The sequence below is a fragment of the Candidatus Laterigemmans baculatus genome, from assembly GCF_010367455.1.
GTDB classification, from domain to species: domain Bacteria; phylum Planctomycetota; class Planctomycetia; order Pirellulales; family Pirellulaceae; genus Laterigemmans; species Laterigemmans baculatus.
This window is the reverse complement of sequence record NZ_WRPR01000011.1, coordinates 1-24924: the sequence shown is the minus strand read 5'-3', so window position 1 is coordinate 24924 and position 24924 is coordinate 1. Positions and strand designations below refer to the sequence as shown.

Here is a 24924-nt window from a genome sequence, read left to right as displayed (position 1 = left end):
CCGGGAGCCGGGAGCCGGGAGCCGGAAGCCGGAAGCCGGAAGCCGGAAGCCGGAAGCCGGAAGGCCGAGTGAGTCTTGCTTTCGTACTCGTACTCAGCGCAGCGGTACTCGTACTCGTACTCGAAGCCGCTCAGCCACAGAAAACACTTTCGCGGGGATCGAGTACCGCTGCGCTGAGTACGAGTACGAGTACGAGTACGAGTACGAACGACACCGGACGCCGGACACCGGACACCGGACGCCGGACACCGGACACCGGACACCGGACACCGGACACCGGACGCCGGACACCAGACACCGGACACCGGACACCTGCTCCTTCTCCTCCGGTCCGGCAATTGCTTGAGTCCTCTCGCCATGCTCTGCCCTACCCCTCTCCGCTCGTCGCCCGCCGCTGCTGAGCCTTCGATCCGTCGCCGGTTGCGGGTGGCGCATTTGGTCTACAGCGAAGACTCGATACCGGGACTCAAGCGACAGCGGTGTGGGCGCGGTTTCACGTATCGGCTCCCCGACGGAGGGTGTCTGCCGCAAGGGGAGCATCGGAGGTGGATCGAGAGTCTGGCGATTCCGCCGGCCTGGACGCGAGTGTGGGTCTGCCCGCTGCAGAACGGGCACTTGCAGGCGACCGGATATGACGATCGCGGCCGCAAGCAGTACCGCTACCATCCCGACTGGATGGCCTACGCCAACGCGGACAAATTTTCGGAGCTGCCTGCGTTCGGCGAGCGTTTGCCTCGGATTCGCGGTCGCATTCGCCGAGACCTGCAGGGCTCGGAGCTCGACCGCCAGCGGGTATTGGCTGCGGTAATCCGCTTGATCGATCGAGCGGCGGTGCGGGTGGGCAACGCGCGGTATACCAAAGAAAACCATTCTTACGGAGCGACCACGCTGTGCGGCCGCCATTTGCTGCTGGCCGGCGCGCGAGTGCAGTTAACCTATCGCGGCAAAAGTGGCTGCTCCCGGACGGTGGAGCTGACCGACAAACGGCTGGCCGGCGTCCTGGCGGGGATCAAGAGTCTCCCCGGCCAGCGGCTCTTCCAGTGGCTCGACGCCGAGCAGAACGTCCACGCGGTCGACGCAGCGGACGTCAACGAGTATCTCCGCGAGATTTCGGGGGCGGACGTGACCGCTAAAGATTTTCGGACTTGGCACGGAAGCGTAGCCGCACTCTCGGCAATCCTGGACGAAGACGCGCCGGAGACTCCCAAAAAGCGGCAGCGATACGCCGTCCGCGCCGCCGCCGGCTATCTGGGAAACACCCAAGCCACCGCCCGCCAGTACTACATTCATCCCCACGTCCTGGAGCTGGCGACCACCCCCAAGCGGATCGAACAACTCCGCAATCCTCCCGTCGCCCACCGCGAACTCAAGCAAAACGAAATCCGACTCCTCGATTTGTTGAGCCGGTAGGCGGGAGGCGGGGAGCGGGAACCTTTCGTACTCGTACTCGTACTCAGCGCAGCGGTACTCGATCCCCACGAGAGTGCTTTCCGTGGCTGAGCGGCTTCGAGTACGAGTACCGCTGCGCTGAGTACGAGTACGAAGGAAAAGCCTCGACCGGCTCCCGGACCCCGGATACCGGCTCCCGGTTATCATGGTCCTTTCGCTGTTAGGGCTTTGCTCCTCCGCTTGCCGGATCCTCTGTGATGCGTTCTCGTCCCTTCTTCGTTTGCGGCTTGGTTCTCTCGCTGGCGTCGTGCTCGGCCGTGGCCGAGGAACGGTTAGCCGGCGACGCGGCTTCGCTCGCCGCAGCCCGGCCTCTGCCGGCGGCTCGCCGCCCAACTTCCGGATTGTCTCCGCGCGAAGCGGCTCGGCAGTTCACCGCCCCTTCGGGTTTTCACGTCGACTTGATTGCCGGCGAGCCCGAGCTGCATCAGCCGGTCGCGTTTTGCTTTGACGCCCGCGGTCGGCTGTGGGTCGCCGAGGCGCACACCTATCCGGCCCGGGCTCCCGAGGGAGAAGGATGCGATGCGATCCTGATCTTTGAAGACAGCGACGATGATGGCACTTTCGAAACTCGCACCGTCTTCGCCGAGGGGCTGAATCTGATCAGCGGTTTGGAGGTCGGTTACGGAGGTGTCTGGGTCGGCGCCGCTCCTTACCTGATGTTCATTCCCGACCGCGATGGTGATGATCGACCCGATGCCGCACCCCAAATTCTGCTAGACGGGTTTGGCTATCAAGACACCCATGAAACCTTGAATGCTTTCACCTGGGGACCCGACGGCTGGCTGTATGGCTGCCAAGGCGTTTTTACCCGCAGCCAGATCGGCCCGCCGGGAGCTGCGGCGGGCGACCGCATCCCGTTCAATGCTGGGGTGTGGAGATACCATCCGGTGCTCAAGAAGTTCGAAGCCTTCGCTCAAGGGACCAGCAATCCCTGGGGCTTGGCCTTTGATCCCCACGGCCAGGCTTTCATCACTGCCTGTGTAATTCCACATACTTACCACATGATCCAAGGCGGACGTTATCAGCGGCAGGCGGGTCAGCATTTCGATCCTTATACCTTTGACGATCTGAAGACGATCGCCGACCACGCCCACTATGCCGGCAACATTCGCGACCATGCTTGGTGGGGACGCGACGAACCGGTCGAAGATGATGCGACCAGCGCCGCTGGCGGAGGACATGCCCACTGCGGAGCGCTGATCTACCAAGGGGACAGTTGGCCCGCCGAGTATCACGGCGCGCTGCTGATGCACAACTTGCATGGCAACCGCGTCAACGTCGACCGGCTCCGCGGTCAAGGTTCGGGCTTTGTCGCTTCCCATGCCCCCGACCTGCTCTTTGCCAACGACCCCTGGTTCCGCGGCATCGCCTTGCAGCTCGGACCCGACGGAGCGGTCTACCTGATCGACTGGTATGACAAGAACGCCTGTCACCGCACAACTCCGGAAATCTGGGACCGCACCAACGGGCGGATGTATCGGCTGCGGTACGGCGAGCACGAGACTCGTGCGGTCGACTTGCAAGCGGCGGACAACGCACAGCTCATTGCCTTGCACGCGCATCCCAACGAGTGGCAGTCGCGGATGGCGAGCCGGATGTTGATGGAGCGAGCGGCCCGTGGCGAACCGCTTCCTGGCGTTCGCCAGCAGCTGTGGGAGGGAGCGTTGTCCGCTGCCCCCTCAGCGACTCGGCTGCGCTACCTCTGGTCGGCTCACGGGATCGCACCGCTTGGCGAAGCGGAAGTCCTGGCCCTGCTCGACCAGTCGGAAGCGATCCTGCGAGGTTGGGCGATTCAGCTGGCCTGCGAACGAGCGACGCCGTCGGCGGAAGTGCTGGAGCGGTTCGTCGCCCTCGCCGAGCGCGACGACTCGCCCGTCGTACGGCTCTACCTCGCCTCGGCTCTGCAGCGACTCTCGCAAGCGGATCTTGAGGCCGGGAATCGTGACGCCGGGAATCTTGACGCCGCGGAACGAGCGACCACGGCCCGCTGGAGGATCGCCGAAGGGCTCGTCGCCCATGCCGAGAGCCAGCACGACCCCAACTTGCCGCTGATGATTTGGTATGGGGTTTCGCCGTTGGTTGCGAGCGACACCGAGCGGGCGTTCGACTTGGCCTCGCGGTGTCAGATCCCGCTGGTCGAGCAATTCATCTATCGGCGTGCGGCCAGCGACCCGAGCTTGGTCGGCAGTTTGGTTGCCGCCATCGCCGCCGACCCGGAGCCGACGCGGTCCAAGGTGATGCTCGAGCAATTGGCCGAAGCGGCGCCGCGGCTGGGCAAGCTGCGGATGCCGGCCGAGTGGCCTGCGGTGGTTCAGAAAACGGCCGACTGGAAAGATCCAGCGGTCCGCCGCGCCGTGCAGACGCTCAGCGTTGGCTTCGGCGATGCCTCGATCTTTCCGCTGCTTCGCCGGCTGGTGGCGGACCGCACGGCGGAGCTGGGACTGCGCCGCGAAGCTTTGGCCACACTTGCTCGCGGCGGCGATCCCCAACTCGAGAGCCTCGCCCTCGCGCTGCTCGACGATCCGCCGCTTCGCAAGGAGGTGCTGTCGGTGCTGGGGCGTTTTGATTCCGAGCGGATCCCCGAAACCATTCTCGCGCGGTACGCGACGTGGGAGCCGGAGGACCGCCGAGCGGCGATCGACGCGCTCGCCTCGCGGCCGGCGCACGCCGCCGCGCTGCTCGCCGCGGTTGCCGACGAGCGGGTTCCGCGAACCGACGTGTCAGCGGTGCACGCCGGCAAGATTCGCCAGCTCGGCCGCGAAGAAGTCGATCAGCAGCTCACCGAGTTGTGGGGAGTTGTCGGCAGCACGCCGGCCGAGGTCGAACAGGAAATTGCACGGATGCGGAAGAAGTACACCGCCAAAGTCCTGGCTGCGGCCGACGCCTCACGCGGGCGAGCGCTGTACGAAAAGTCGTGTGCGCAGTGCCATCGCCTGTTTGGCGAGGGAGGCGAGATCGGACCCGATTTGACCGGAGCGAACCGCGGCAACCTCGACTACCTGCTGGAGAACATCCTGGCACCCAACACGATCGTCGGCAAAGACTACCAAGCGGTCAGCGTGCTGACGGTCGATGGACGAGTCGTGACGGGGCTGATCCGGGAAAACTCCGAGGCCGCAATCGTGCTGCACGACGCCGAAAAGCTCGTCACGATCCCCCGCTCGGAAATTGAAGCGGTCACCGAGACAGTCCGCTCCGTGATGCCTGAAGGAATCTTGCAAACCCTCAGCGAATCGCAAGTCGCGGACCTGCTCGCCTACCTCCAAGCGACTTCGCCACCACCGGGCGCGGCCGCTAGCGGGGACTAATCATCAGCCGCCGAGCCCTAGCCGGGATTATTGATCAGCCGCCGGGCGCTAGCCCCCGGTTCTCGAACGTGCCGGGAAAACCGGACGCTAGCGCGTGGCGGCTGATTCAATACACTGGTCTACATCCGACCCGCGGAACTCGCTGAAAACCTAAAAGGATTGTGTGGCGAGCAGCCGAAAAATCTTCATACGGTATTTCCTTCGTCGAGGTGGTCTCGGGACCCCTCGGTAAAGTGCGATCGCCCCCGTCTATTTTTTTCGCGCCCTACCATTCATTTGCGGCACAGCCTTATGAGCGCCAACCCCTACTCGCCGACCGCCACCACGCTCGATGCCTCCGCCCCGCTTGCTGCCGAGGGAGCTCAGCTAGCGACCCGTGGCGAGCGACTTCTCGGGGCGATCATCGACACGGTCGTCTTGCTGATGTTCGTGTTCCCAGTCACCTTCGCGGTAGGGTTCGGACTGGCGATCGCGGGGCTCGGCGAGCTGCCCGACTTCGTCTTTGATCTCATCGGTGGGGTGGCTGGCATGGGCGGGTTTCTGATCCTGCACGGGTATTTGCTCGCCACCCGCGGGCAGACGATTGGCAAAATCGTCATGAAGACCCAGATCGTGGACCGGGAGACGAACCAGATTCTTCCGATCGTTCCACTGCTGATCAAACGCTATTCATGGGTCTGGCTGGTGACGATGATTCCGGGGATTGGCCAGCTCATCAACTTGGTGAACGTCCTGGCGATTTTCCGCGAGAGCCGAGCCTGTGTGCACGACGACGTCGCCGGCACGAAAGTCGTCAAGCTCACCCGGCCGATCGCGCGGGGTCCGCAGTACTGAGGCCTCGGGCTCTGGAGAGTAATTCGCACGGCGGGGGAAACGGGCACGGCATGAAGATTTTATTGACCGAAGGATCCAGCATCACCGCTCGCGAACTGCTGTTTTCCCTCGGTCCGCACCACACGATCGACGTCGTCGATCCGGCGTCGCTTTGCCAAGCTCGTTTTTCGCGGTTCGTGCGGCGGTGTTATCGCTGCCCGCCATTCGCCACCGAACCGGAGGCGTATCTCGAATTCCTCCTCGAGCGGCTGCGGGCGGAGCCTTATGACGCGGTGCTGCCGAGCCACGAGCAGATGTACTTGCTCGCTCGCGTGGCCGAGCGGTTCGAGGGGCTGACCGGGCTCGCCGTGCCGCGGTTCGAGGACTTGCACCGCGTGTTTGGCAAAGCCGAGTTCGCTCGGCTGATGGAGGAGTTCGAGCTGCCCACGCCGGCGACGACGATCGTCCAGTCGCACCGCGAGCTGCTCGACTTCACCGGCTTCCCCTGCTTCGTCAAAGTCGACTACGGCACCGCAGGCAAGAGCGTCCGTCCGGCGGCCAATCGCGAGGACATGCTGCGGATCGCTGACGAGTACGAACGGGCGGGCTGGTTTGGCCAGGGTCGTGAAGTCGTGATCCAGGAGCGAGCCACGGGCGTCCAGTCGGTGTTCTACGCGGTCTTCCAGCACGGGCGGATGGTCGCCCAGCACTGCATCGAGCTGCGACTGCCGGCCGAGACCGGGTGGGCCAGTTGTGGAGAGAGCGCCCGCCACGAAGTCGTGGAGGAGCAGATCGGCCGACTCGGAGCGGCTCTCCACTGGCACGGCGGAATCTTTTTCGATTACTTCTACGATCCGGCCAGCGGACAACCCCAGTACATCGAGTGCAACCCGCGAATCGGTGGGCCCTACCACGCGCTGCTCACCGGCGTCGACTTGGCGGGCCAGTTCCTCAAAGTCTCCGTCGGTGAACATGTCGAACCGCTGCCGCCGGGCGAAGTCGGAGTGCGGTTTCACCAGCGGATGCTGATGCTGATGTCGGCGGCGATGCAAGGAGCGAGCCGGACTGAGCTCGTGCGACAGTTGTGGCGGAGCTGGACGGGGCGCGGGCTCTACGCCAACAGCCAGGAGACCCTCGCACGGCCCACCGACGACTGGATGAGCGAGATTCCGGCGGCAGCCGTCACCGGGCTCCTGCTGGCGCGGCCGCAAGCCGCCCACTGGCTGGTCCACCGCACCGTCGAGAACTACGCCCTCACCGAACCCTCCGCACGAGCAATCCGCGCGATGAAGTGAAGATAGTCGCCTTTCGCTCCGCGAAAGTTGCGCTTCATCAGCCGCCACGCGCTAGCGTCCGGTTATCACGGCGTTTTTCAGAAACCGGGGGCTAGCGCCCGGCGGCTGATGAATATTCCGGGCTACCGCGTGGCGGCTGATGAAGAATCCACCCTAACCTCGTGGCGGGTCCATCCGCTGCCCCTCGAGCACCGAGTCGTCGATGAAAATCGCATTTCCGCTGCCCGGTGCGTACTTCGGTCCGAGCACTTCCACCACGGTTGGCTTGGTCGGCGGGCGGTGTCGCGGAACCAGGTAGCCCTCGACCACCGTTGCCTGCTCGCGGTACTCGGGCAGATCGAGAAGCGCTTCATGCAGTGCCTTGAGCCGATAATGGGGCACGGTCGCGTACATGTGATGCGGCAGGTGGTAATCCTGACCGAGCGAGAAAATCGCGAAGTTGATCAGCGGGTTGCAGTCAAAAACACGGCTGTTGGTGAACCAGCCCCGGTCGGCATTGCCATGCTGCACAATCTGGCGGAGCACCATGTAAAACGGAAACGAGCTGACCAGCGGCACGACCCACAGCACGAGGAAATACAACCACCACGGATGCCCGGTCGCCCACGTGCCCCAGGCGAGCCCAGTGAACACCAAGCTGAAGAAGCTGATCCGCATCATCGTCAGCGTCCGCACTGAAAAGAGCGGTTGGATCCGGCTCTGATAATAAACCTCATCGGGCATCAGCCGGAGCACCGCCATAATCCCCAGCCAGCCGGCCACCGGGATCGCCGCCAACAACATCGGATCGCCGAGAAGGACTAAACCGGCGAGAGTGGCGATCAGCCCAATCAAATATCCAAGACAGACCCGCGCCAATGTTTTCGTGGGTTTCCAACCTTCGCGGATATAAGGATTTTTGTCGGTCCCGAGCGAATCGTATTCGGCCCGCGCGCGGGTGTAGCGGAACAAGTTGGGCAGCCACAACTGGCGCATCAAAACCTGCAGAAACTCCTGCTGGAGAATCGGAAACGTCAGCCGATGGCCGCTCAGTTCCAATTGAGAAATATCGGGGTCGAGTTCCGGGTCGTTGACATATTGGTGGTGGGCGAGGTGGTGCAGCCCATAATGAAACGACGAACCGAAGATCGGGAACGAGCAGAGCCACTCGGAGGCGAGGTCGTTGAGGTACCGGTTCTTGAACAGCACCCGGTGGACCGCTTCGTGCGCGAGCGTCGCCAAGTGATGCTGGAGCGCCCCGACGACGAGGATCGCGAGGAATGTGACTGGCGCATTCCAAAGCCACGAAATCCCGCTCTCGGCCCGATACTGGTAAAAGGCGATCGTCCCGCCGACGACCAAAGCGATCGCCAGATAGGTGCGGGCGAGGTAGAACCAGTTCGTGGTGTTGTCGGTGCGGCGAAGTTCTTGGAGCTTACGTTTGAACTCGGGCGGCAGTGGGAACTTGGCCGGCACGACGGCGTGGCCACTCGCAGCCCCTCGGCTGGCTCCCCCTTCGCTACTCGACGTCGACTTCGTTTTCGTCTTGGACTCGGTCGGGGCATAACCGGACATTCGCGCGGATCCAACTCAGGTGTGACAGCTCGATGAAGCGACTTTCAAGAGCGCAGCGAAGCGCCGGTGCTTGTTGCCCATCTTTCCCAGCCCCACCTGGAGTGTCAAGGCAAAGCCCTCTGAGCCGTAGGCCCCTTTCCCTTGAGCCGCAGGCGCTAGCCTCGGGTGAGCCGCAGGCGCTAGCCTCGAGCCCCTTCCGGTCCGCGCAGAGGAAAAGCGTTGCGCCGCAGCGAAACGCGACCCGACCCGCTCGGCAGCCCGGCGGAACCCGCGGCTAGCGCCGTCGGCTCACCCGCGGCTAGCGCCGTCGGCTCACCCGCGGCTAGCGCCGTCGGCTCACCCGCGAGACGGCACTGGATGGTTACGCGGCGGGGTGGGTGCTCAGATACCACTGGAGCGCTTCGCGGACCCCTTCGCGGGTTTTCACTCGCGGCTCCCAGCCGAGTTGCTCGGCGGCCTTGGCGATGCTGAAGTTCGTGGGCCGGCCCATGATGTAGATCCCGCGGCGCGTGAACGGCGGCGGCGTGCGTCGTCCGAGGCTGCGAAAGGCCGCTTCGGCGAGAAATGCGACCGACCAGGCGACCGGCATCGGGGCGTGTCGCTCGACTCGTGGCATCCCCAGCCCCTCGGTGAACAGGTCCACCAATTCCCGCTGGGTGATCTCGCCATGGCTGCAGAGGTGGTAGGCTTGGCCGACGGCCGCCGGCTCGTTGGCCGCCAAGATCGCTCCGGCCGCCACGTCGCCGGCATAGACCATGTTCAGCGGGTTGCGGCCGCTTCCCATGATCCGCAACTGGCCCGACCGCAGGGCGTCGACCAACCGCGGGATCGAGACTCGGTCGCGAGGACCATAGATCCAGCTGGGGCGGACGATCGTGTGGTTCGGATACGCCCGGACCACCTGCTCCGCTTCGACTTTGGAGCGTCCGTAGTAGTCCCACAGCCAGTGGTGTTGGCCGATCGGAAAATCTTCGTCGATCTTGCCTCGGTCGGCAGAGACTTGACCGTAGACCGAGATCGAACTGACGTGCAGGAGCCGTGGGTTGCCCGAGGCCCGGCAGGCTTCGACGACGTTCCGCGTCGTCTCGACCGTCCCTTCGAAGTACTGCTGCCAGGGGCCCCAGTCGCCGACAAACGCGCCGCAGTGGTAGACCGTATCGACTCCCTGGGTGGCTCGGCCGAGCGAGTCGAGGTCGCGGAGGTCGCCTTCGAAAAGTTCCACGCCCAGCTTCGACAGCAGCCGCGTGTCGCTCCCCGTGCGGACTAGCCCGCGAACCGGTTCCCCCTGCTCGCGGAGTTGTTCGGCGATGTAGCTGCCGAGCAGGCCGGTCGCTCCGGTGATCAGGCTCAGCCGCTTGGGGCGGGGCGGATTTGCTCCGGACGGTTCGGGGCTGGCCTGCGGAGGACTGGATTCAGGAGGGCTCGGTTCAGGAGGGCTCGGTTCAGAGGTGTGCGTCACTTGGGTAGCTGTTCCAGTCTCTTCGCGCGGATGCATCGCTTAAACAAGCCGGGTGCGAGTCGGCTCAGAAGCAGGGCCAGTCGTTCGAGCCGGGCGGGATAGACTTCGTACTGCTCGCGCTCGATGCCGCGGAGGATCCGTTCGGCACAATCGCTCGGAGCGAGTCCCCGCTCGATGAACGGGTCCATCCTTCCATGGGGCGTGCCGTCGCCCGACAAGGCGTTGAGCGAGGCGCTAGTGCGGACCGCTCCGGGGCATGCGATTGTAACTCCAATCCCGCGGTCATGGACCTCGGCCCGTAGCGAATCAAAAAACCCCTGCACAGCGTGCTTGGAAGCGGAGTAAGCCGAGCGGTGGCCGATGCCGAACTTACCCAGCAAACTGCTGACGACGATGATCTGTCCCGAACCCCGCTCGAGCATTTTGGGGAGGACCGCTTTGGTCAGGGCGACGGGGCCAAAGAAGTTGACATCCATGATCCGCCGGTCGACGTCCAGCGAGGTGTCGATCGCCAAGCTCCGCTGCGTCAGCCCAGCGTTGTTGATTAGGAGGTCGATCCTCCCGTAGTGTCCCAAGACCTGGGAGACCGCCGCGGGAATGGCCGCGGTGTCGGTCAAGTCGAGGGGCAGCACGAGGTGCGCCTCGCTGCGGGGGCAGCGGCTTTGGACTTCGCGAAGCATCTCGCCGCGGCGGGCGCTGAGCACGACCGAAGCGCCGCGCCGCGCCAGCCCTTCGGCTAGCGCCTCGCCAATGCCCGACGAAGCTCCGGTGACCCAGGCTACTTTCCCGTCGATTTGAATCGGAATCTCCTCCGTCTGTTACTCGCGGTTGTCTGCGACCCACATGGCTCGAGCGAAATCCGCGGGGCTAAGTTAGCCTGCGGGTTTTACCTCGCCACTCGGCGAACCATAATCGCCGTTACGGAACCTGTACTTTACTTTCCACCTGGGGAACTCCCAACGATGACGATCCGCCTGTTCGCGGTTGCCCTGCTCGCCGCTTTTTCGCTTCATGCCGCTCATTCGCAAGCCGTCGGTGCGGCCGATGCGTCGCACGAAGCGCCCGCCGAATCGGCGGACATGAAAAAGATCTTCGACGGCAAATCGCTCGAGGGCTGGAACGGCGATCCGTCGATGTGGTCGGTCCGCGACGGAGTGATCCACGGCGAGACGACCGCCGAGAATCCCGCCACAGGCAATACCTTCCTGATCTGGGAGGAAGGCAAGACGGGCGACTTCGAATTGCGGCTGTCGTTCCGGCTGAGCGCCACCAACAACTCGGGAATCCAGTACCGCTCCAAGCACATCACCGACTCTTCGGCTCGCAACAAATGGGTCGTTCGCGGTTACCAGCACGAGCTCCGCAATGAGGAAGACATGCCCAACGTCTCGGGCTTCATCTACGACGAAGGGGGCAAGCGGGGCCGGATCTGCTTGGCTGGCGAGAAGGCGGTCTGGACGGCCGAAGGTGGCAAACAGGTCCAAGAGACGCTGATCGATGCAGCGGGCTACAAAGAGCTGTTCGAGCTCGACGACTGGAACGATGTCGTGATCGTCGCCAAAGGTAACCACATCCGGCATTACCTCAATGGTCGCTTGATCCTCGATTTCACCGACAAAGCCCCCGAGCTCGCCTTGACCGACGGCGTCCTCGCCCTGCAGCTGCACGCAGGCAAGCCGATGTGGGTCGAATTCAAAAACATCCGGATCAAAGACCTCGAGTAGTTACTCGCTGGCTTCGGGCAGGTAGCGAGCCGCAACCACCACCTCGTCGCTCGTTTCCTGGCGGTCGGTGACGATGTAGAAGTGCCGCTGAAAGTGGTGCGGCATTTCTTCCTGCAGCCCCTCTTCGGCCAATGTCTCGACCGCGTACGGCGACGCCACCTTGAACCGCTGGCCGACGGCGCCGTGATTGGTGAACAGAAAGTACCGCTCGGCGTCGCTCGCTTCGCCGACACGGCCGTGCAGGACCGTGCCGTCGTTCGGGCCGCCGACGAATTCGAAGATGATTCTCAGTGTCTCGTCCTCGTCCGCGTGAGCGGCCCACCTGAGCGGAAAGCAGTCCGCTTGCGACTCAGGGGGCCCAGAGGTGGAGGAAGGTGCCGAGTTTCCATCTTTCGAAAAACCCAGTCGAGGGTCAATTCCCGCTGCGGGTCAGCTCTGTAAGACTTCCTCGAGCGAGGCGGTGTCGGCGAACAGCTGGTCGACCGGCGGCTCTTCGGCCGGGCCCTCTTCGGCCGCTTGCTCTTCGGCTTCGAGTTGGGCTACGGCGAGCGATTCGTAATCGTCCTGCGGCGACTCTTCCCAAGACAAACCGCTCAGAGTCGCCTCCCCGGGGGCCGCGGATCCTCCAATCTCGTCCCCCGAGTCACCCGCTGCGGCGTCCGGCTGCGGCGCCGTCGAAGACACGATCTCGGGCGTCGCTTCGCTTGTGGCGGTCAGGGATTCGGGGGGCGCGACCTGGACTGGATCCAGCACGTACTGGCCCGCTGTCCCATTCTCCGCCGCCACGGCGATCCGGTAACGACCGCCCGCACCCGCGGGCACGGTGTAGACGATCTGCTCGTTGCGACCATCGGCCATCGGGATCCCCGTCGCGACCACGTTGCCAGCGGCATCGTACAGCGTCAGGCGAGGGTCGAGCGTGTTGGCGAACGCGCCCGAACCGTCGCCCGGCGTGGTGGTGAACAGATCCAGCGTCGCTCCCGCCTCGGCGTTGAACGCGTAAACGTCCGCTTCGTCCAAGCCCGGCGGCGTCGCCCACGCCACGGCCTGCTCCAGCAATCGGTCGGCGGAACTGCCGGGGACGCGCAGATCGGTGTAGTCGGGCCAGCCGTACTGGGGCATCAAGTGCACGGTCCGCCCACCGCTCGCTTCGCTGACGGTAATCCCCGGCCGCTTGGCCCAAGAGCCCTCAATTCCCAGCACCTGGGCATCCGCATCGGCCTCGTTGAAGCTCGATTCACCCTGGTAGATGCCCGTGACTTCCGTGATCCCGTGGGTCACCGGATGCAGCGAATCGACTACCGTCAGCGGGGCGTAGGCATAGGGCACGTTGTTGTACCCCAGGTCGAGCGGGATGATCGGATCCATCATCGCTCGCACGCGTTGATCCGTGGTGAACTGGGTGAGTTGCCGGTTCGCGTTGCCGATGGCCACCAAGCCGCCCGAACCCGACTCGACCCAACTCCGCAGCGCTTTAGCCACGTCCATCGGAAATTCGCGATAAAACCAGCTGCCGATGATCACCACGTCGTAATTTTCTAACTCCTCCACCGTGTCCATCGAGTCGTTTGCGACCACCGTGGCAGTAAAGTCATAGACCGAGCTGTCGTTCAACTGCGTGGCCACTCGTAGGGCGCCTTGTCGCGACGTCCAATCCCAATCGTTGGCATGCACCGCGACGCGGACGTTCCCCGGCGTCGCAGCGGGGCCGCCCACGTGCCCCAGAGCCACTTTGAGGCCTGCCAGATCCTGAGCGATCCGCGGCGTGCTATTGCCCTCGGTGTCGAAGACGGCATTGCGAGTTAGAACCAGACTGTAATCGACATCCAAATCTCCGCGGACGCGAACATAATACGTCCCACTGCTGGGCAATTCGAAGTTTGCAATTACATCTTCGCCGACCGAAACATTGTGGCCGCTTGCCAAAATGCTGGACGAACCATCAACCAGTTCGACGTCGACGACTCCCGCATCGAGGGCAGTCGTGGCAACGGTCAATTTTTCTCCCGCTTCCAACTCCACCGCATAGTAGTCGGCGGTGGGGTCGGGGAGATGGAACCGCAGGCTCTGTCCGGTCCCCACGTGACGATTCGAAGCGTCGTTGTAGGAAGCGGTGAGTCTTCGAGAGTTGAGAGCCGGCTGCGACCACGAATCTTTGATTCCCACAGTCGCGGTTGCTCCCTCGGCGGTCGCATCGTAGCCGGTGGCAAGGTTGAGATAGTTGACTTGGATCGAGTTGTCCGCTTCGCGAAGTACGACCTGGAATGTCTGCGGATGATGATTCCATGATGGGTCGAGGCGGAGATTGCTCCACTGGATTGTCAGTTCTTGAGCATCTCCTTCGCCGCTGACCTGCCAATAAACCTTTCCACTGCCGCCGAACAATTGGTAGTCGTCCCACAGCGCGGCAATGATGGGTGGAGAGGGTGAGTATCGCAGGTCCGAATTGTCGGGCGCGACCACTCCCCAACGGAATGTCAGGAATCCGTCGATGCTTACAAACAGGTCACGGTAGGTCGCGCCGTAAAACTCAAATTCGAAGTCACCCAGGTCCGCATCGCTCAGTGGTGCATAGCCGTCAAAGGTCGACGTCCGCGCGGGATAGGCTAAGTAGAATTCTTCTATCAGCGTCCCGGTCGTGCTGATGTCTTCGAACGAGAAAGGAACGGACGTCGCCATATAACCGAAGCCGTCGGGACCGAGCCCCGTCCCAATGCCGTCGGCGCGGCCGAGGATCGCCCCCCGCTCGGCTCCCTTGAGCAGCGACGTGAACGAGGACTCCAGGTTGTGCGCGGTCGCAATGCTGTCGTTCTCACCACCATAGAATTCCCGCTCGATGTCCGCATTGAGCACCGCTCGCACGCTATAGAGTCCCATCGAGCCGGCGACACCGCCGACCCGGATCGTATAGATGCCGCCTGCGGTCGCCGGAGCCAGAGCGACGGCCGCTTCCCGCACGCCCACCGCCTCGCCGCTGCCCACGACCGTCCCGGAAGGATCGAGGATCTCGATCGTGGGCTGCAACGCGTCCTCAGTCTCGACCACCACCGTGAGCGTTTGGTGCGGATCGAGATGGATCGTGAAGTCGTCTTGGTCGTCGCCGTGCGCGATCGTCCCGTCGGCACCGGCCGTCGCGGGGCCGCCCGGCGAAGTCGTGAACTGCGAGTCGTGGATCAGACTTCCGGCCGGCGCCACTGGATACAGCGGAGCGGAGAAGCTCGCCGCACTGCTCGGATCGACCGCGAAGATGTAACGGAAACTGCCACCCTCAAAACCATCGCCCGAAGGCACCGCTTGGCCTTCGCCGTCGAGTTGCCACCCCAGCAGATCTTGGATTCCATCCACTCCGCTCGGAATGGTCAACGCGTAGCGATCGTCGGGCAGCGAGCTGTAGCTCAGCGTGAGAGCCGTACCCTCGGCGTTCCACTGCAGTGAATCGTGGGTGAAGTGCCCTTCGCGGAAGTGCCCCGCGAGGGTCAGCCCCGAAGGGTCCAGCGCGGCGGCATCGATCGGCTCGCTGAAGGTGATCGTGACTTCAAAATCTCCCGACGCGGCCACGGCACCTGACTGCGGCGAAACCCCCACAACACGCGGCGCCGTTAAATCGACGAGAACCGTCGAGCTCCCTCCGCTCACGGGCGTCGACTGCACGTCGCTGACTGCCCCGTCGGCGATCGCGAGCGTGTGAACACCGTCGTTCAGCGACCAGATCCCCGGAGGCAATTCAGTCAACTCGACGATGCCCTGCCTTGCCGGTTGGCTTTCGCTCAAACTGCTGAACACGCTTCCGCCGTGGAGCCAGTAAGAATCATCCCGATGGTCTCCGCTGAGGAAGTGGTGCTCAAGGAACTGCCGCTCCCGATCGGAGTCGATGCTAACCAGTTGGCCGCCGAGAGCCTCAGCCCACTGTGCCGCTTCCGCCCACGACGTCGTGCGATCGGTGAGCATGTAGTAGTTGCCGTTCCCGCCCTGAGCCAAGTCCCACGGAAACGCATAGCTCGGAAGCTCAAATGTCAGCGTATTCCCATCGACCACGATCACGTCGGTCGCCGTCACGCCCGATACGCTTAGATCCGACGCATCGACACTCGGTAGCCACACGGCATCATTAAAATCCACCGTCGCGTGCGTAGGAGCAGTGCGGGTGCGGTACGCCTCCGGCGGCGCGACGATCGTGGCTTCGAAAGGCCCAGGGACCGCGTCGGCGTGCTGGACGCTGAGAATGTATTCGCCGGTGGTCGGGCTCGCCGCCTCGGACGACAGCACCTCGACGTAGTAGACCCCACCGGCACCCTTGGGCACTTTGTAACGGAGCTTCGCGTTTTGCCCCACCGGCGAACCATCGTCATCCACGGCGACCAGTTGGCCTTCGCTGTCATACAAACGAAGCATCGGATCGAGATCGTTGACAAAATCTCCCGAGCCGCTACCCGGAGTGTCGGTCTCCAGGGTCAGCATTCGATTGCCTTCCACCGTGACGGCGTAGAAATCGGAGCTGCCATCGATGCCCCCCAGCACCCAGCGGCGACCGGCCGACGCTGAAGGAATCAACTCCTGGGCCGATGCAATCGAATCGTTGTTTGTGCTCTCCAACGCCGCGTTGCGAGTGACCACCAAGTTGTACTGGGTATTCCCCTCACCGCTGACGCGGACGTAGTAAGTGCCCGCCGTCTCCTCGGCCGCAAAGTCTGCAATCACTTCCGAAGCATGCAGCGCATCGCTCACGCCCCTCGCCAGCTGCGTACCGTCGGCGGCGTACAACTCCAGAGTCGCTTGGCCCGCGGAGAGTTCCGAAAGCGCGATCGTCGTCGACTCGCCCGCTTCTCGAGTGAAGCGGTACCAGTCTTCGTTCGCCGCGATACCGAACTGCGTCACCAGGCCTCCCAGGTTCCATGGATAAGCCGCTCCGTCCGTCGCATCGGCGTCGAACGCGTAGACGCTATTCGTCGTGGATTGCTGAATCCCGCGTGCATAGTCGAATCGGGGGACCGTCGCCGCATTTCGTATCTGCATCTCGACCAAAAGATCGCCACGGCTCGGATCGTAGACAAAGACATCGTCGACATCGATGACAATGTCAAAGGGCCTTGGGATTCCTTCACCGTCGCTCTCCAAATCGAGCAGGCCGTCGAACACGGTGATCTGGTCGGCTCCGACGTTTTCCGCAAACCGCTGAGAAAGGGTGTCGACGCTTCTCGCGGCGTAGCTCAGCTTCACCTGAACATCGATTCCACGCTCTTCAAAAGCCTCCGCCCAGGCATCGCGGCGGAATCGCAGCTCGTCGATCAGCCCTCCCTCGGTAAATTCACTCGCCGAGTAGATTTGCTGAAACCGCATGCTCGTCTTGTTATAGAAGCGGCTGACGTTGAAAGGGATGTCGGTAGCACTGTCTCCGTCCACCTCCGCAAACACCGACGGCACGGTCGTCGTGCCGTCACTGCCGAGGCGGCCGATGACCGCCGCCCGGTCGGCGCGGCCATCGCCATCACTGTCGTCGTCGATCCCTTGGGCGAGCGGCTGGAAGGCGGCAGCGAGATCCTGAGCCGTCGCGGGATCGTCGTTGGTCGCTCCGGTCTGCTCTTCCAACTCCGCTGCCGCATTCAGGATCGTTTGCAGCGTGTAACCGCCGGTGCTGCCGTCGAGGCTGGAAACCACGATCTCATACGTCGCCGCCGGCGGGCCATTGCCGATCAGCCGGCCGCGGGTCGGAATCGACTGAAGGACCACCGCCTCGCCGGCACTGTCGGCTTCCGCGTGGACCGCGTCCGCGTCCGGTGAGCGGCGAATTTCCACCGAAGCCCGCAGCGTGTCGTCCGCGGCGAGGACCACCGTCAACGACTGACCGGGATCGACGTCCAGCGTGAAAGTGTCTCGCTCCCCGTCCAGCTCGATCGCCCCGGCCTGTTCCCCTTGGTAGACCAGCGAGCCGAGTGGTAGTTGCGGCTCAAGTGCTGGAAAGGCCGATGCGGCACTGGCGTAAGCGACATCGCCGAAAGGAGCGGCGGCCAAGAGCATTCGGGCCTCGAGCTGCTCGCACCGCGGAGTGGTATAACGCGGCGCCGCTGAAGCCTGCCGCGCGAACGCTGAGCGGCAGGCACGGCGAGTGATCCAAGGAGATTCGGACTGCAAAAGACCACGGAGAACCTGGCGAGAATTCCGTCGCTGAGCCGGTGACATGGGCGATGTCCGCTAAAGGAGGAAAGGGAGAGACGTTCTCCCATCGGCGGACGGTTTTAATCCCCCTGACAATGGGGTGTCAACTTCGCCGCCCCCGCCCCCCCTGTACGTCAGGTTCTCCTCGCCCGGGAACGTACGTCAGGCTTTCCAGTCTGGCCTATATCGCGCTCCGCACAGCGGTGCTCGCGCTCATTATCAGAATGCAGAATCTCATATCCCATGTTTGAAATCCCAAATCTCAGATTTCAGATTCCAAATCTCCTAACACTAACGGAATCTAAGCGGGCGAGCGTGAGCCCACGGATTACCAATAAACCGAGAAACCACGAAGGGCACAAAGGACAGGCAGAGAGCTGAACCACGATCAATTGGCAATCGAATTTCCCATTCATCCGCGCTCTCCGTACTATCCGCGGTCCCTCCCCTTTCCCTCCCTCTTTCCGTGCCCTTCCGTGTCCTTCCGTGGCCCCCATTCGTGCAATTCGTGTGATTCGTGGTTGTTTCCCCGGCCAGGTCCGTCTCACCTGCAGCGCATGGCGAAGCCGGCTAAGGGGCGGGGTCCACGGCGACGGCGGCGGCTTGGCGAGGAGAGAGGCCTTGGCCGGTGGCGATCTGGAAATCGGCCGCGGCGGCGAACAAAGAGGCTTTAGCCGAATAGAGTTGGAGCTGAGCATCGGCGACGCTCTGCTCATAAATGTTCAGGAGCAGCAGGTCGATGTCTCCCTCCTCAAACGCCACTCGTCCCAGTTGGAGCGCCTGCTGGGCCAAGTCGAGATTGGCCTCGGCGCGTTCGATTTGCTCCCAAGCCGCAACCAGCCGTGCGGCCGCCTCGCGAGCTTCGGCGGTAATCTTATCGCTGACCAATTGTGCCTGGGCGCGATTCTGACTGAGCTCGCCTTGGATCGCTGCCATCCGTCCGCGACCGGCACGACGCTGGACCGGCAGCGAGCCCTCGACCGCGGCGATCAATTTGAACGGCTGCTTGTCGTTGCTTGGCTTCGACCGGCCGCCGACGTCTTGCGAGGCTTCGACCGCTGCATCGAGTTGCGGCAAGGTCAGGTTGGCTGCCCCGGCAAGCTCGACGCGAAGAGCGGCCGCTTCCAATTGCAGGGCCTGCGGTTCGGGGCGGTTCAAGGGAGCTCGCACGACGGCGTCGCGAAGCCTCTCCGGCTGCGGGGCAGAGATCGCGGGAAACTCTTCGGGAAGCCACTGCGGCGGAGCGACGATCGGCATCCCGGAGGCATCGCGAAGGAAGATCGAGAGGTCGACCGCCGCGACTTGCAGCCCTCGCTCGGCTTGGATCAGCGCCGCCTCACGCTGGGCCATCAGGCGGGCGTTGTCGATCCCCGCGATTCGTCCCAAGTCGCCCGCCGCGATCTGCTTCTCAATCTGCTCGACCCGCTCTCGTCCCAGTGCCAGCAATTCTTGCTGCACGCGGACGTTGAACCCGGCCAGCACCCAGCCCCAGTAGGCCCGAGCAGCCACGCCTTGCGCTCCCAGCACCGCCGCGCGGAAACCCGGATCGGTCGCTTGCCGACGCAGCGCCGCGGTTCGCACGGCGACCCGCCGCGGATCGATCCGATGTCCCTGCAACAGCGGCTGCTGAAAGCCGACCATGAACTCGCCACCCTCGTTCGTCTCGCGGCCCCCATACCAGGGCTCAAAGTCGCCGCGGCCAATTCGGTAGCCCGCCGAAACCGCCCCGCCCGACCAGAGCGGACGGGTGACGCCGACCGCGTGCTGATAGTTCTCGTAGTAGTCGAGTGGCTGGTTGATCGTGGTCGCCTCGAGCACCGTATCAAACGCACCCCAGGCGGCCAGCTCCTTACCGCGTGCGGTGGCCCGTTCGGCCGCCGCTTCGGCAACTTCCGGATACGCCCGCTCGACCGATTCGATCACCGCCGCCAACGGAAGCGGTTCTGTCCCGCCATGGGTGCGAGTCGCAGGGGCGGTCGGAGCATCGTCGAGAGTGCCGATCGGCGGCGGAAGGATCGCCGTCTGCTCGGGTGCCACGTCCTCGATGGCTCCAGCCAGAACCACGCCCGAATCCGCCGCTGCAGTGCTGGCCGCAACGCTTGGCTCGACGCTCGTCTCCGCGCTCGTCTCCGCGCTCGTCTCCGCGCTTGTCTCCGCCAGCGAAGCCGCGGCCGAGTCGGGGCGGTAGAAAGCGAAAGGGTCGAGCCGCGGCGCTTCGAGCGATCCACAGCCAGCCGTGACCAGCAGCAAGCCGCCCACGGCAATTCGCCTTCCCCATCCCTGGCAGATCATTTGGGCAGTTTTGGTTTGGAGGGCTTGGAATCCATGGCACCCTTAGCATCCTCGGCGACGACCGGCGGGAAGCCGTTCATCTGACGCCACAATTCGTAGCCGAGTGAAACCGTGCGGAGCATCACCCATCCATTGGCGCGAACTCCCTGCCGTAAGTATCGGTCATCGGGCCAATCTTCTTCGGCGGTCGGCCCCACGACGACGCGAAAATTCCCCTGCCCATCATCAGCCGGGTCGACCTGGATTACCTCGCCGGCAAAGGTTCCCACGGCGACCGAAGGCCAGCCGGAAAATTGCACCGCCGGCCAGCCCTGGAACTGCAGCCGCACATGGTCGCCCGGACGGACCAGCGGCATGTCGTTGCCAGCGACCCACAGCTCGACCGCCGGTTCAGTGAAGTCGGGGACCAACGTCAACAGGTAGTCGCCTTCTTTGACCGCCTGCCCCCGCTCGAACACCGGCAGCCGAAAAATCTTTCCGTCCCGCGGCGCCCGGATCACCAAGCGGTCCAGCTCCGAGCGTTTGATCTCGAGGTCGCGCATCTCCTTGCGGAGCGTATTCAAATCGCCTCGCGCTCCTTCGACCATCGCGCGGTACTGGTCCACCTTGCTCTGAGCTTCACTTCGTTTTTGCTCCAGCTCGCTCTGCTTGCTCCGCAGTTCCTCCTGGGCGCTCTGCACCTCGCTCTGGACCGCCGCCAGTTCGGCTCGGGCCAGATCCCATTCCTGCTTGGCCTTCTCGACTTCCTTTTCGGGTTTCACCCCTTGCCGGAAGAGCGTCAGGTTGCGGTTATAAAACTGCTCGGTCTGCAGGGCCTTCGATTCGTAAGCCGGAACCGTTTGTTGCTTGGCCCGCAGCTTCGCCTCGGCCGACTGGACCATCGCCTCGGCTGCACTGACGGCAAAATCACGAGCGACCTCCAGCGAGCGGACCATTTCACCGTAGAGCTCGATCTTGTTCTCGGTGTTGGCGAGCTTGCCCTCGTAGTCGCTGGTCTGCAACTCGAGCGTCGCAGCCAGATCGGCTGCTAAAGGTTGGATTTCCAGAAGCACGTCCCCCTCGCGGACCGACGCCCCTTCGGTCAACCCGTCGCTGACGTTGAGCACGAGCCCTTTGACCGGAGAAGTGATCGGTTGTTGGCGCTCCTGGGGATTCAGCGCGATGACGCTCCCGGTCCCCCGAGCCGACTGCTGCCAGGGAAGCCACGCCAGCGCCACGATAGCAAGGCAGATGACGGCGAGCAGCCAACGGGCGAGCCGCTGCGATCGACCTCTCGACTGAACCAGTCGCGAAGCGGTTCGCAGGGGGCGAATCCGCGGCGAAGCGGGAACTAGGACCGCCTCGGTGCCGCCGGCCGGTTGACGCGTGCCGAGGAGTTCTCTCGCGGGGGTGAGACCGCTGGGGCTCGTCAGGGTGCCGACCCGAGGTTCCTGGGAAGCGACTTTGGAAGACTTGCTGTTCATGCGTCGCTACTTTGAAGAAGAAAGACCTGAGTGGACATCACCGCGGCCGACCGCATACTCCCGATCGCACAGATCCGCCAGCTCGCGGCGGCTGGTGGCCACCAGGAGCGTCCAAGGACGAGGTGCCTGCAATAGGTTTGCCAAAACTGTGCGAGCCGTGTCCGCCGGTAACCCGTCGAGCGTGCCGTCGATTAATAAGACTCTCGGACGGGCTGCGATAGCCCGAGCGAGGGCGAGCCGCGCCGCTTGGGTCTCCGAGAGCGGTCGGCCGCCGGTGGTCAGCTGCGTCTCGGTGCCGTCGGGCAAGGCGAGGACCTCTTCTTCGAGACCCACCAGCCGCAGCGCGTAGCTCACGTCCTGCGGGCGAATGTGGGCCCGATGCAGATGGACGTTCTCCGCCAGCGTTCCCGCAAAGACTTCGTTCCCGCGGCTGATTCCCAACTGCTCGCGATAGCTGTCCAGATCGATCTCGCGGAAATCGATCCCCGCCACCTGCAGATAGCCCGAGCTGGCTCCCCGCTCGCCCGTTAAAACCGACAGCAGCGTCGACTTGCCACTCCCGCTCGCGCCCGTTACCGCCAACGACGCTCCCCTGTCCACTTCGAGGGAAACGTCCTTGAGAATCGACCGCCCGGCGATGGCGACGCTCACGCGATCGAGCCTTAGCGGAACCGGCTCCTCGCCGATCAGCGTGTAAGCCCCTCCGGTCGGCTCCAAACGCAGGTCAAACAACTGGCCCAGCTTGTCGACCGCGGCCAGCAAGTCATAAAAGCTCTCCAACTGCTTTCCAATCTTTGCAAAGGCCCCCAGGATCACCGCCAGGATCATCTCGGCCGCGACCAATTGCCCCAGCGTCAGCTCGCCCTGAATCACCAACCAGCCGCCAAGACCCAGCAGCACGGTCGCCGCGATCGCATAAAACCCCAACGAGAACAGGATCTGCCGCATCAAGATCCGGAAGTGCGACTGGCGGGCGTCGAGGTAATCCACCGCCAGTTGGTCCGACCGCTCAAGCGCATGGTGGCTGCCGCTGTGCAAGCGGAAGGCGGTCGGGTTCCGGACCAATTCCTCCAACCACCCGGCAACCTCGTACTTGGCCTTCGACTCTTTCGTCGCGCTCGAGACAGCTCCTCGCCCCAGCACGAACACGCTGACGGCCATCATCGCCAGCAACAGCACGTCGAAGCCGAGCAAAAACGGATGGTAAAAGGCCAACACCGCCATCCCCACCAGCGTCGCGACGACCAACGCAATTCCATCGAGCAACAGCCGGCTGGTCGCCTTCTGGACCATCACGACGTCAAAAAATCGGTTGACCAGCTCCGGCCCGTAGCGACCGTCCAACTGCGACTGGCGGACCCGCGGCAAACGATGCGCAAGATCCTCGACCACCCGCACAAACAGCCGCCGCTGAATCATCTCCGAGATCAAGGCCAACAGCGCGTGCAGCCCCGCCGCGAACGACAGGAAACTGAAGAGCAGGAACGCCAGCACCATGATCGGCTGCAGATACCGCCCAAACGCGACGGTGTTGACCAACGCCTCGACCGCAAGCGGTGTGGCCAGCGTGAAGACCCCCACCATCACCGAAAAGATGATCATCGAGATGATGTCGCGACGCTCCGGCTGCAGCACCGCCGCCAGCCGCGCCAGGGGCGTCAGCGGTTTGCCCTGCTCGGCCGCTGCCGCACAGCCAAGGGCGGGCTGAGCGACCAACCAGCGACAGGAACTCGCCCCCTCGCAGGCCAGCCGTTTCAAAAACCGCCGCCGCGACATCCACCGCTCGCGATTCCCCTCGGCCGGCTTCCAAACCCGCACCTTCCGCCCCCGACTGCCGGTCAAAACCTGCCACGCGACCGGCTCGGTCGGATCCTCGCTCGGCAGCGCGAAAGCCACAGGATAGCCCTGGCGGACAAACGGCAGCGCCTCCTCGGGACGGGCTTCGAACAGCCCCACGCGAAGGCCGGTCTTGCCGCCACAGCTGATCAGCCGACGCATCCAGCCGTTGGCCCCTTCCCCGGGAACCGCTCGTAGCGATTCGAGCAGCCAACGCCGCAGCTCGGCCGAATCACGCGGCACCCGGTTCTGGTCGCAAAACCGCTCGAGGATCGCCAACGCCTCCTCGACGCCGTCCACAGCCCGGTGCGTGTCTGCAGGATTCCACATGTCGCTTCGTCTCAATGGATGTCGTTTCCAGTCCCCGATAGAAATATACGGCTGGCGTTTGACAAAGCTATTTCTTAACTTTCTACGAAAACATTCGAAAATATCGAATGGTTGTCCGGCGGCGTCCTGCACGGGAGTCCTGCGATGGATTGGCTAAATTACCACCATCTGCACTATTTCTGGATGGTGGCCCGCACCGGCAGCGTCGCCGAGGCAGCCCGCCAGCTGCACCTGACCAGCCCGACCTTGAGCAGCCAGATCCGCAAGCTCGAGGAATCTTTGGGGGCCAAGCTGTTTCGCCCTGGCGGCCGCCGCCTGACGCTGACCGACACCGGGCAGACGGTGTTCGAGTACGCCGAGCAGATCTTTTCGCTCGGCCGAGAGCTGGCCGAGTTCATCCGGAGCGGAGCGACCAGCGGCGCGCTGCGGATGAAGGTCGGGGCGACGAGCTCGCTGCCGAAACTGGTCATCTACCGCTTGCTGCAGTCCGCTCGGACCACCGATCAACCGGTGCAAATCCTCTGCCGCGAAGCCGAACTGGATCGGTTGCTGGCCGACCTGGTGGCCCACCGTCTGGACGTCGTCCTCTCCGATGCCCCGGCACCCTCGGCCAGCGGGCTGAAGGTTTTTAACCACGCGCTGGGACAGTCGGCGGTGGCATTCTTTGCCCACCCCGATGTGATCGAATCACGCACAGCCTCCACGGAAGCCGAACTCGTCAGCCGGCTCCGCGAGCTGCCGATGCTGCTCCCGCCCACCGACAACCCGCTGCGAAGAGGGCTCGAGCAGTGGTTCGACACGCACCAGATCCTGCCCCGCGTGGTCCACGAGATCGCCGATAGCGCGCTGCTGAAAGTCTTCGGCCAAGCGGGCGACGGAGTCTTTCCCGCACCCGCGGTCGTCGCCGAAGAGATCTGCCGCCAGTACGACGTCGTGCAGCTGGGACAAACCAGCGCCGTCCAAGTCCGCTTCTTTGCGATTTCCACCGAGCGACAGATCCAACACCCTGCAGTCGTCGCCGTCTGCCGAGCCGCCCAGCCCCCAAAGCCCTGAAAAATCCTCCCCCCGCGGTTCCCTCCCCCTTTCCGTGCCCCTTTCCGTGTCCTTCCGTGGCCCCCTTTCATCCGCGTTCTCCGAGCTATCCGCGGTCCCTCCCCTTTCCGTGCCCTTTCCGTGTCCTTCCGTGGCCCCACTCGTCCATTTCGATCGCCCGCCACCTCCCCTCCTCCCCCTTTCATCTGCGTTCTC

14 protein-coding genes are annotated in these 24924 nt (G+C 63.7%); 6 read left to right on the top strand and 8 right to left on the bottom strand.

The features are described 5' to 3' along the window. The first annotated feature begins 357 nt into the window (after positions 1-357). From GNK13_RS01730 to GNK13_RS01715, 4 genes are all read left to right on the top strand, one after another. Positions 358-1410 carry a DNA topoisomerase IB gene (locus GNK13_RS01730; protein WP_164100715.1) on the top strand — a complete coding sequence of 351 codons (1053 nt, stop codon included), beginning with the start codon at positions 358-360 and terminating at the stop codon, positions 1408-1410. Between the two features lie 236 nt (positions 1411-1646). Further along, complete coding sequence (locus GNK13_RS01725; protein WP_164100714.1) at positions 1647-4757, top strand: PVC-type heme-binding CxxCH protein; 3111 nt, start codon at positions 1647-1649, stop codon at positions 4755-4757. Between the two features lie 291 nt (positions 4758-5048). Further along, positions 5049-5591, top strand: a complete 543-nt coding sequence (locus GNK13_RS01720; RefSeq protein ID WP_164100713.1) for an RDD family protein — start codon at positions 5049-5051, stop codon at positions 5589-5591. Positions 5592-5641: 50 nt separating this feature from the next. Continuing rightward, positions 5642-6865, top strand: a complete 1224-nt coding sequence (locus GNK13_RS01715; protein ID WP_164100712.1) for an ATP-binding protein — start codon at positions 5642-5644, stop codon at positions 6863-6865. A 153-nt stretch (positions 6866-7018) separates the two neighbouring features. On the opposite strand, the gene GNK13_RS01710 is transcribed toward GNK13_RS01715, so the two are convergent. From GNK13_RS01710 to GNK13_RS01700, 3 genes are all read right to left on the bottom strand, one after another. Beyond that, positions 7019-8419, bottom strand: a complete 1401-nt coding sequence (locus GNK13_RS01710; protein WP_164100711.1) for a fatty acid desaturase family protein — start codon at positions 8417-8419, stop codon at positions 7019-7021. A 361-nt stretch (positions 8420-8780) separates the two neighbouring features. Next, on the bottom strand, positions 8781-9878 hold the full coding sequence (locus GNK13_RS01705) for an NAD-dependent epimerase/dehydratase family protein (protein ID WP_164100710.1): 1098 nt from the start codon (positions 9876-9878) through the stop codon (positions 8781-8783). After that, complete coding sequence (locus GNK13_RS01700; protein WP_261345380.1) at positions 9875-10672, bottom strand: SDR family oxidoreductase; 798 nt, start codon at positions 10670-10672, stop codon at positions 9875-9877. Before GNK13_RS01700 ends, GNK13_RS01705 begins: the two co-directional genes overlap by 4 nt. Before the next feature lie 168 nt (positions 10673-10840). Here GNK13_RS01700 and GNK13_RS01695 point away from each other — a divergent pair, with 168 nt between their 5' ends. Further along, entirely contained in the window at positions 10841-11602 is a 762-nt protein-coding gene (locus tag GNK13_RS01695; RefSeq protein WP_164100709.1) for a 3-keto-disaccharide hydrolase, read from the top strand. On the opposite strand, the gene GNK13_RS01690 is transcribed toward GNK13_RS01695, so the two are convergent. The 5 genes from GNK13_RS01690 to GNK13_RS01670 all read right to left on the bottom strand — a co-directional run bounded on the left by GNK13_RS01690 (position 11603) and on the right by GNK13_RS01670 (position 23676). Beyond that, entirely contained in the window at positions 11603-11761 is a 159-nt protein-coding gene (locus GNK13_RS01690) for a hypothetical protein (protein ID WP_164100708.1), read from the bottom strand. A 270-nt stretch (positions 11762-12031) separates the two neighbouring features. Then, entirely contained in the window at positions 12032-17617 is a 5586-nt protein-coding gene (locus tag GNK13_RS01685; RefSeq protein ID WP_164100707.1) for a pre-peptidase C-terminal domain-containing protein, read from the bottom strand. 708 nt (positions 17618-18325) lie between these two features. After that, on the bottom strand, positions 18326-20014 hold the full coding sequence (locus GNK13_RS01680; protein ID WP_203328876.1) for a TolC family protein: 1689 nt from the start codon (positions 20012-20014) through the stop codon (positions 18326-18328). 29 nt (positions 20015-20043) lie between these two features. Next, complete coding sequence (locus tag GNK13_RS01675) at positions 20044-21510, bottom strand: HlyD family secretion protein (RefSeq protein WP_164100705.1); 1467 nt, start codon at positions 21508-21510, stop codon at positions 20044-20046. 6 nt (positions 21511-21516) lie between these two features. After that, complete coding sequence (locus tag GNK13_RS01670; protein WP_164100704.1) at positions 21517-23676, bottom strand: peptidase domain-containing ABC transporter; 2160 nt, start codon at positions 23674-23676, stop codon at positions 21517-21519. Positions 23677-23820: 144 nt separating this feature from the next. Here GNK13_RS01670 and nhaR point away from each other — a divergent pair, with 144 nt between their 5' ends. After that, positions 23821-24729, top strand: coding sequence for a transcriptional activator NhaR (gene nhaR / locus GNK13_RS01665; protein ID WP_164100703.1), 909 nt, complete (start codon positions 23821-23823; stop codon positions 24727-24729). The last annotated feature ends 195 nt before the right edge of the window (positions 24730-24924 follow it).